Below are 5382 nucleotides of genomic sequence, written 5' to 3' on the forward strand. Positions count from 1 at the left end.
AAGGAGGGCTCTTCCATGCCGCCAATGCCAATTAGCGAGGCTGAGGCGGCAGATATCGCAGCCTATTTATATGGTCTCGACCATGATTGACGCACTCTGGGGTTGGCCGCCTCCGGTACTCGATCCGGCAGGTCCCTATTCGGGCAGGGTCACCACCTTGGCCTGGTCGCTGTTCGGTTTGGGCGCTTTCGTCACATTGGTCGTGGTTTTTGCTCTCTGGGTCGCCGTCAAGGGACCGGACAAGTGGAAAGCGAGGCTTGGAGGCGAACGCGCGATCTGGATCTGGGGGGTGGCCTTTCCCGGCATCGTATTGACCGCGCTACTGGTGTGGGGACTAACGCTCACGGCCAGCCTGACAGAGCCGATCCGCGGTGACGAAATGCGCATTCGCGTTACCGGCGAGATGTGGTGGTTCCGTGTTCAGTATCTGGACCCATCGGGCGCGGTCGTGATGGAAGATGCGAACGAGATCCACATTCCTGTCGGACGTCCGGTGGTGCTTGAATTGGAATCCGCCGATGTGATCCACAGCTTCTGGGTGCCGCATCTCTCGGGAAAGAAGGACATGATTCCCGGGCGGCGCACTCTGCTGCGGATCGAGGCAGATCGCGCAGGCGAGTTCGGCGGGGTGTGTGCAGAATATTGCGGGCGGCAACATGCGCTGATGGGCTTCGTTGCTGTAGCCCATGAGGACGGCGATTTTCGTGAATGGTTTGCGGAACGGAACGAGCGTCTCGTTTCGGCAGGGCGCGGCATAACCACGCCAGAAGAACCACTATCCGCCTCAATGACGGTCGCTTCGGAGCAGTCAGCGGACTTGCGCCCGGATGCAGGCGCTGACGCAAATTCTGATCAGCTGTCCGGGCAGCAACTCTTCATGCAATCCGGTTGTGCTGCGTGCCATCGTGTAGCCGGGACAGAGGCGAATGGCCTTGCTGGTCCGGACCTCACCCATGTCGGATCACGCCGTACGCTGGGCGCGGGTATATTGCCGAACAATCGCGGTACCCTCATCGGCTGGATAGGCGACAGCCAATCGCTCAAACCCGGCAATCGCATGCCGAGCTATGACATGCTCAATGCAGACGAGCTCGAAGCTATCGCGATCTGGCTCGAGCAGCAGAAATGAGATCCGAGACGGGATTCGATCATGCGCTCTACGAGCGCTTCCCCACCGAGAAGCGCCCCGACAGCGAAGTCGAGGAACTGAACCGCATCTGGCGCGCGCCCAAAGGGTGGGCACGTCTTACCGCGGTCAATAACAACTACGTCGGCTTCTGGTACGTCGTCACCGCTTTCGGCTTCTTCCTTGCAGCGGGGATTCTGGCGCTGGGCATGCGCGTTCAGCTCGCCGCTCCGATGCAGGATTTCCTCGGCGTCGACACCTACAACCAGTTTTTCACGATGCATGGAACGGTGATGATGTTCCTGTTTGCCGTGCCAATGGTGGAGGCGATCGGGATCATGCTGTTGCCGCAGATGCTGGCGGCACGCGATCTACCGTTCCCCAGGCTGTCGGCCTTCGCTTTCTGGGCGTATTTCGTGGGTGGGACGATGTTCTTCCTCTCGCTGTTCGTGGGCCTGGCCCCTGACGGCGGCTGGTTCATGTACCCTCCACTGACGAGCATTGCCTTCAGTCCCGGTATCAACACCGACTTCTGGTTGCTCGGCATCGGCTTCATCGAGATCTCGGCCATTGCCGGGGCGATCGAGATCATCGTGGGTGTGCTGCGCACCCGTGCGCCTGGGATGACCCTCGACAAGATGCCGATGTTTGCGTGGGCCATGCTGGTCTTCGCGGTAATGATAGTGGTCGCTTTTCCCAGCGTGATCCTGTGCACAATGCTGCTGGAGATCGAACGAGCGTTCAACTGGCCCTTCTTCGATGCACTTCGCGGCGGCGATCCTATGCTGTGGCAGCACCTCTTCTGGTTTTTCGGCCATCCGGAAGTCTACATTATCTTCATCCCAGCCGCGGGTCTCATGAGCATGATGGTGGCCGCAGTCGCAAAGGTGCCGCTCGTCGGATACCGACTCAACGTACTGGCACTGGTGGCTACCGGCTTCATCAGCTTCGGCGTGTGGGCGCATCACATGTTCACTACCGATATGCCGCGCGTCTCTGCAGGCTATTTCTCCGCCGCCAGCATGGCGGTCAGCCTGCCTGCCGGCATCCAGGTGTTCTGCTGGATTGCGACGCTTGCCAGCGGCAAGATCAGATGGACCACGCCTGCGCTATTCGTAGTCGGGAGCGTAGTGATTTTCACGATGGGTGGATTGACCGGCGTGATGGTAGGCATGGTACCCTTCGATTGGCAGGCGCATGACACCTATTTCATCGTCGCCCACCTCCACTACGTGCTCATGGGCGGCATGGTTTTTCCGATGTTTGCCGCGTTTTATCACTGGCACGGCATGACTAGCAGCAGAGCCTTGTCAGAGCGGGTGGGCAGATGGGTCTTCGGGCTGATGTTCGCGGGTCTCCACATAACTTTCTTCCCCATGCATCTGACCGGGCTCATGGGCATGCCGCGCAGGGTCTATACGTATCTGCCCGGGCGCGATCTCGATCTGCTCAATATGGTGTCCACCATCGGCGCTTTCGTAATGGCCGCTGGAATACTTCTGTTTCTATTTGATCTCGCGCGCCGCTTTCGTTTCACGGTTCATGACGATGCAGGCAATATCTACGGCGGCGGCACGCTCGAATGGCTTCCGACCGGTCTGTATTCCACGCGCTCGATCCCGCTGGTCACGTCGCGTGAACCATTGTGGGACCGCCCCCAAATCTCGAAGGAAGTCGAAGAAGGGCGCTATTTCCTCCCGAACTCTGCCACTGGCCAGCGCGAGACGCTGATCACCTCGACCGTCTTGGCTGAACCACAATACGTTCAACTCATGCCCGGCCCTTCGCCATGGCCATTGTCAGCAGCCGTATTCACCGCTCTCTTCTTCCTCTCGCTGACGGTGCAGGGCTACGCCTTTGCTGTGTTTTGCGGGATTGTAGCAGTGCTGAGTACGCTGCGATGGCTTTGGGAAACCGACCGTCCCATCAAACAGGAAAGCGCTGACATCGGTGGCGGTATCGAGGTTCCGATCGCAATCACCGGTCCGAAAAGCCACGGCTGGTGGGCGTTGAACACTTTGATGGTCGTGATCGGCATGATCGGCTTCATGGCCGTTTTCGCCTATCTCTATCTATATGGCATCAATCCCGAAGTCTGGAGTGCGCCTCCGCCGCTCGGCGAAACCGCAGTTATTGTCGGGATAGAAGCGGCGGCGCTCCTTGCGGCCTGGGGCGGGCGTCGGTTTCTCGCGACGAAAGAAGGGAGGCTTGCCGAAGACCTGCCCTGGATGCTGGAGGCACTTGCTGCGGCCCTGCTGGTCGGCGCTTTATACCTCGATGTGACTGGTTGGCTCGCGACGGGTCTTGAACCCACCGCGAATGGTATGGGTGCGACTGTCTTCATGCTTTCGGTGCTTCAGGGACAGGTGGTCGTAGTTGCTGTCATCATGGCCGCCTATCTCGCCTTTCGCGAGGCACGAGGGATCATGACTACTCCAACAAACGTGACCATGGATATCGTCGCACGTTTCATAATGTTCTGCGCGCTACAGGGCATGATCTTTACTCTTTTGCCGAGGGTGTTCCCCGGTGTCTGAGCCGAGCCACAGCGAGATTGGCGAGCCGATCGACCGACCGTCGATCTATCGTACGCTACTGATCGCCTTCCTGATCTGGTCGGCGCATTTCGCTTTAAGCTACGCCGGGGTGCTGGTTTTCCCTGATGACGGGATCGCGCGGATCATCGCTATAAGCGCGGGTCTAATCGCAATCGCCGCATTGGTCGTCGCAGTCCGGAGGCTACCTGCTCCACGCTCGCCGCTTGCTCTTGGTGCCCTTGGTCTGGCTGGGGCAGGTGTAATCTTCGGCACCTTCCCTGCCTTGGTTGGTTAGGTCAGCAAGGCAAGGCTGGCAGAGGAGATTGCCCGCATGGACCGCACAGTCACTAATTCCCGCTCACTTGCAAATCCGCTGCACGCGATCCTGCTTGCGTTTCCGGTGGCGTTATATCCTGCCGCGCTTCTCACCGACATAACCTATCTGAATACGGCAGAGATCCAGTGGACCAACTTCTCATCCTGGCTGATAGCCGGGGCGGATCTGTTTGCCGGTCTGGTGCTCGCTTGGGCAGTTCTCGGCCTCTTCTTCGGGCGTGCCCGCCAGTTGAAAAGCCGCGGTACGCTCTATCTGATCGTCGTCGCCGCAATGTTCGGCCTCGGTCTGCTGAATGCATTTCAGCACGCTCGTGACGGCTGGCATTCCGTTGGCACTTTGGGGCTCGTGCTTTCGATACTGTGCTCGATCCTTGCCTTGATCGCGGCTTTTATCGCCTACAGCACCATTGCGGTGGAGAAACGCGCATGATCCGCCTAGCATACCTCGCCTTACCGCTGACTATCGCGCTTGCCGCCTGCCAGGTCAGCAGCGACCCCGATCTCGATCAGACCGGCGAGCGGCCCGAGCTTCCCGCACAGAACGATGCTCTCGTGCCGGCGATGGAAATCCCGACGCCGGAAGGTTGGGAGGGTGAACTTCCTACCGTGCCCGAAGGCTATACCGTGTCCGCAATTGCGCAGGATCTGAAGATCCCGCGGCAGACGCTGGTTCTACCCAACGGAGACATTCTGGTCGCCGAGGGTTCTGGAGGCAAGGCGCCAAAGCTGAGGCCCAAGGATGTTATCGCAGGCTGGATCAAGAAGCGCGGCAAGAGCCCGGTCGAAGGCGGGGACCGGCTGACCCTGCTGCGTGATGAGGACGGCGATGGGCAAACCGATCTCCAGACCACTTTTATCGAAGGTCTTGACGCTCCCTATGGCTTGGCCTTGGTCGATGGCACGCTCTACGTAGCCAATCAGGGTAATCTGGTAAGCTTCGAATATACCGAAGGAGCCACCAGAATCGCGGGGTCCGGTACCGAAGTCACAAAGCTTCCCGCGAAAATCAATCACCACTGGACCAAGGCGATGACCGCCAGCCCCGATGGCTCGAAGCTTTATGTGGGCATCGGCTCGAACAGCAATGTCGGCGAACGCGGCATGGATGTCGAAGAGGACCGTGCGGTCATATGGGAGATAGACCGCGAAACGGGCGCCAGTCGGATATTCGCTTCCGGCATCCGCAACCCGACCGCACTCGCCTTTGATCCGTGGAACGAGCAACTCTGGGCGGTCGTCAACGAACGCGACGAACTCGGGCCGCAACTCGTCCCCGATTATCTGACTTCCGTACGCGACGGTGCCTTTTATGGCTGGCCCTACAGTTACTACGGCCAGAACGTCGATCCGAGGATCAGGCCGGCGAGGCCCGACCTGGTGAAC

At 59.4% G+C, this 5382-nt stretch carries 5 protein-coding genes; all 5 read left to right on the top strand.

Annotated features, from left to right (window positions below):
- Positions 1 to 82: 82 nt before the first annotated feature.
- Positions 83 to 1129 carry a cytochrome c oxidase subunit II gene (locus P8R33_RS14745; RefSeq protein WP_278329711.1) on the top strand — a complete coding sequence of 349 codons (1047 nt, stop codon included), beginning with the start codon at positions 83 to 85 and terminating at the stop codon, positions 1127 to 1129.
- Positions 1126 to 3663: a cbb3-type cytochrome c oxidase subunit I gene (locus P8R33_RS14750; RefSeq protein WP_278329713.1), complete on the top strand. Its 2538-nt coding sequence runs from the start codon at positions 1126 to 1128 to the stop codon at positions 3661 to 3663. Before P8R33_RS14745 ends, P8R33_RS14750 begins: the two co-directional genes overlap by 4 nt.
- The gene (locus P8R33_RS14755) at positions 3656 to 3958 is read left to right on the top strand and encodes a hypothetical protein (protein ID WP_278329714.1); all 303 of its coding nucleotides are present in this window, start codon (positions 3656 to 3658) and stop codon (positions 3956 to 3958) included. Before P8R33_RS14750 ends, P8R33_RS14755 begins: the two co-directional genes overlap by 8 nt.
- A 36-nt stretch (positions 3959 to 3994) precedes the next feature.
- Entirely contained in the window at positions 3995 to 4429 is a 435-nt protein-coding gene (locus P8R33_RS14760) for a DUF2231 domain-containing protein (RefSeq protein WP_278329715.1), read from the top strand.
- Positions 4426 to 5382 (top strand): PQQ-dependent sugar dehydrogenase (locus tag P8R33_RS14765; protein ID WP_278329716.1); only part of this gene is annotated, 957 nt, incomplete at its 3' end. The genes P8R33_RS14760 and P8R33_RS14765, both read left to right, overlap by 4 nt.

Source organism: Qipengyuania flavescens, from assembly GCF_029688735.1.
GTDB lineage: Bacteria > Pseudomonadota > Alphaproteobacteria > Sphingomonadales > Sphingomonadaceae > Qipengyuania.

Bases quoted from the DNA above. Each gene is read 5' to 3' on its own strand.
- P8R33_RS14750 (WP_278329713.1), top strand. From the start codon at position 1,126: ATGAGATCCGAGACGGGATTCGATCATGCGCTCTACGAGCGCTTCCCC.
- P8R33_RS14760 (WP_278329715.1), top strand. From the start codon at position 3,995: ATGGACCGCACAGTCACTAATTCCCGCTCACTTGCAAATCCGCTGCAC.
- P8R33_RS14745 (WP_278329711.1), top strand. From the start codon at position 83: ATGATTGACGCACTCTGGGGTTGGCCGCCTCCGGTACTCGATCCGGCA.